We start from the raw sequence: 2,751 nt of genomic DNA, 5'->3' as shown, positions 1-2,751 counted from the left end.
TTTGAGTTGATTGATTATCTCCTTGACATCGCTTATTAGTTGTCTTATCTTATCCATAGCCGATCCTCTTAGAGTATTTGCGATATTATATCATTCGCAAAACCTTATCGGATCGGCTTTTATCCCTATTTATTGCACACCCTATTATCCCTTTTATGCGCTGTGACTTTCAACCTCTACCTCATCTCCAAAACTGTCAGGTAGCTAGCCCGAAAAATCAAAAAATTTCCACATGATGCTGCGGAATGTAGGTTGAAAGGTTCAAATATATCATTTGGGTGGTAACGATCTCTTGGCACAATACGATCATTCGCCCCAGCTTCCTGACACTCTAAAGCTCCATCTCCTACCTGGAAGTGGATATCCCGCGGAGAGCATATATCTCTCATCGAGTAGGTTCCCGAGGACGAAAATCAACTTGATGCCTTTGAGGGAGACACCTATCCTGAGATCATGCACGTGATAGGGTTCGAGGTACCCGCCCCCCTTTCTATAGAACCTCTTGCCTTCGGCCCTCCCCGATAGAATCGCCCAGAGTTTCCTTCCGATTCTGACACGATATCCAAAAGAGTGCCTCGGCCTGTAAAGCAGAGGATATCCTCCCTGATCCTTAGCATCAGTGAGGGAGTATGAGAACCTGATATCCAGCAGCCCGTCAAGGGGTTTAAGATGCAGTCCTGCTTCCAGACCGGAGACCTTAGCCTCATTGAGGTTCTGCGGATACCATTTCCCCCCTTTGCCCGGAGCCCATTGGATCAACCCGTCAGTGGTCGAGCTGAAGAGAACGAGCTCGCCAGAGACTTTCTCCCTCAGGATCTGCAGGCCCAACTCCGCCTGGGAGGAGCGTTCCGGTTTGAGGTTCGGATTGCCCCTTGCAAAGGCATCCTCAGGCCAATATAGGTCGTTGAAAGTGGGAGCTCGATAGGATTGCCCAAAGCTGCCTTTGATGGAGAACGGTCCCCTCAGATCGACTTTAAAGCCCATCTTTGGACTGAAGGATAAGCCGAAGTCCGAGAACACATCCCATCTGATCGCCCCAAAGAGGGAGATCCGTTTCAACTTAGCTTCCTGTGAAAGATGGATCCCCAAACTCTCCCTCACGTGATAACCTGTGCTGGTGCTGTCTAGAACCTCACGCCTGAAGGTAGCGGTGAACATGGATGAAAGATATCGAAGCTCAATCGGCGTCGAACTAACCTCAACTTCAAACGATCTAAGCTGGTGTGTGTCATCGACGTTGTATCTGCTGTCGGGGTTGAGATAATGGATCAGCGATGATCTATATCGCATGGCAGCTTTGAACGGATTATATCTCAGATGTAAGCCGAGAGATCCCGCGTCATCTTCTAAAAAGGCGTTCGGCTGAGGGTAACCCATCATCCCTGGATCGCCGCTATGCGATCTGAACCTTCCCCCTGTAATTTCGATCTCCGCCCTAGGACTGGGTTTCCACATCAGCTTCGCAAGCAGATTGTTCCTATCCGTCCCGGCATTTACACGGCGTTTCCTTCGGCCGAACCTGTCCACGTATTCATAATCGCCATCCGATTTAAATCCCCATAGCGAGATCATTCCTGAAAATGAGCTATGTCTTACGTGGAGTTGCGCTGCTCCCGTCATTTCTCCAAAATCTCCCAGTCCCATGTTGACCTTAATTCCATTCCCATCCGGTCGGGAGGTTATGAGATTGATCACACCTCCTACGGCATCAGCGCCGTGGAGTGCGGAACATCCACCTCGAACGATCTCAATCCTCTCTATGGCGTTGAGTGGGATCTTATCCAAATCAGCTCCCCCGCTTTGTGAATTGTTCAGCCTCTCGCCGTCGATCAACACAAGCACTTGACTGGAAGAAGCACCTCTAATTGAAACGGAGGACATCGAGTTTGGTCCATAATCTCTGATCGATATAAAGGGAGAAGAGCTAAGCAATTCACCGAGATCGTTCATACCTGATCGCTCGATCTCCGTCCTATCGATCGACGTTCCGAAGAAAGGAGTTTCTTCAATTGGTTCCGCCCTTTTCGTGGCCGTTACGACGACCTCTTCCATCCTGATATCCGCCGTCAGGAAGGCCATACAGATGATAAAAACGACCATCTTCCCCTCCTCATACCATCATCATTAGCTCATCATCACAACCGCGCTCTGAGAGCAGATCGTTCACAACTTCCATCAGCTCGAAGAATTTCCTCTTTCTCGCTCCCTCTTCCATCGAGTCTATGAGCTCGAACATCCTGTTGATCTTCCCTATAAGAGGTGGCTGGGAGCAACCGCGCGTTTCATCCTCGAACATCTCTTTTTCCTCCTTTGTGAGATCTGGGATGTTCAGGTGCGGGTGGGGAGAGGAGGGAGAGCATCGTCCGCAACCCCCCTCGAGGTCGCTCGATGTGACGGTGCAGGCAGGTCTCCTGACTTACGGCGACCTTCTCCCGCCTTCCCAGCGATTTTCAAATCGCCAGTGGCTCTATTGGAAGAGGTTAACGCCGATCACAGTGGCGGGGCCGTGGCGGAATCTCACCGCTCTTCCCTATTCTCCGGGGAGTCAATCCCTCCCGGCACCTGCACCTGAACGATCTTACGACCAAATTATATCATCCGTCTTTGACTGAGTCAAATCGGGGTGTATGAAAATTTTGTAGGTAAGAGGGGGTAGACAAAGAGGTTGGATGAATATAAAATAACCTCCAAACTCAAAAGAGCTTGGAGCTGGTTGACTGACAAAAGTCTGAGATTGGTATTGCCATGAGG

The 2,751-nt window shown here is 49.9% G+C and carries 2 protein-coding genes and 1 riboswitch; both genes read right to left on the bottom strand.

Annotation, left to right across the window (positions count from 1 at the left end):
* Positions 1-306 precede the first annotated feature (306 nt).
* A complete protein-coding gene (locus tag J7M22_09945; protein ID MCD6506930.1) occupies positions 307-2,100 on the bottom strand; it encodes a TonB-dependent receptor in 1,794 nt (597 codons plus the stop codon).
* Positions 2,101-2,110: 10 nt separating this feature from the next.
* Entirely contained in the window at positions 2,111-2,296 is a 186-nt protein-coding gene (locus J7M22_09940; GenBank protein MCD6506929.1) for a hypothetical protein, read from the bottom strand.
* Positions 2,297-2,383: 87 nt separating this feature from the next.
* Positions 2,384-2,581, bottom strand: a riboswitch (cobalamin riboswitch).
* Between the last annotated feature and the right edge of the window lie 170 nt (positions 2,582-2,751).

This window comes from Candidatus Poribacteria bacterium (assembly GCA_021162805.1).
In the GTDB taxonomy this organism is placed as follows: Bacteria; Poribacteria; WGA-4E; order B28-G17; family B28-G17; genus JAGGXZ01.
The sequence above is the reverse complement of the archived record's forward strand: the minus strand, read 5'-3'. Positions and strand labels throughout refer to the sequence as shown.

What these genes read in the sequence shown, in the direction of transcription:
- J7M22_09940 (MCD6506929.1), bottom strand. Translation starts at nt 2,296, where the DNA reads ATGTTCGAGGATGAAACGCGCGGTTGCTCCCAGCCACCTCTTATAGGG.
- J7M22_09945 (MCD6506930.1), bottom strand. Translation starts at nt 2,100, where the DNA reads ATGGTCGTTTTTATCATCTGTATGGCCTTCCTGACGGCGGATATCAGG.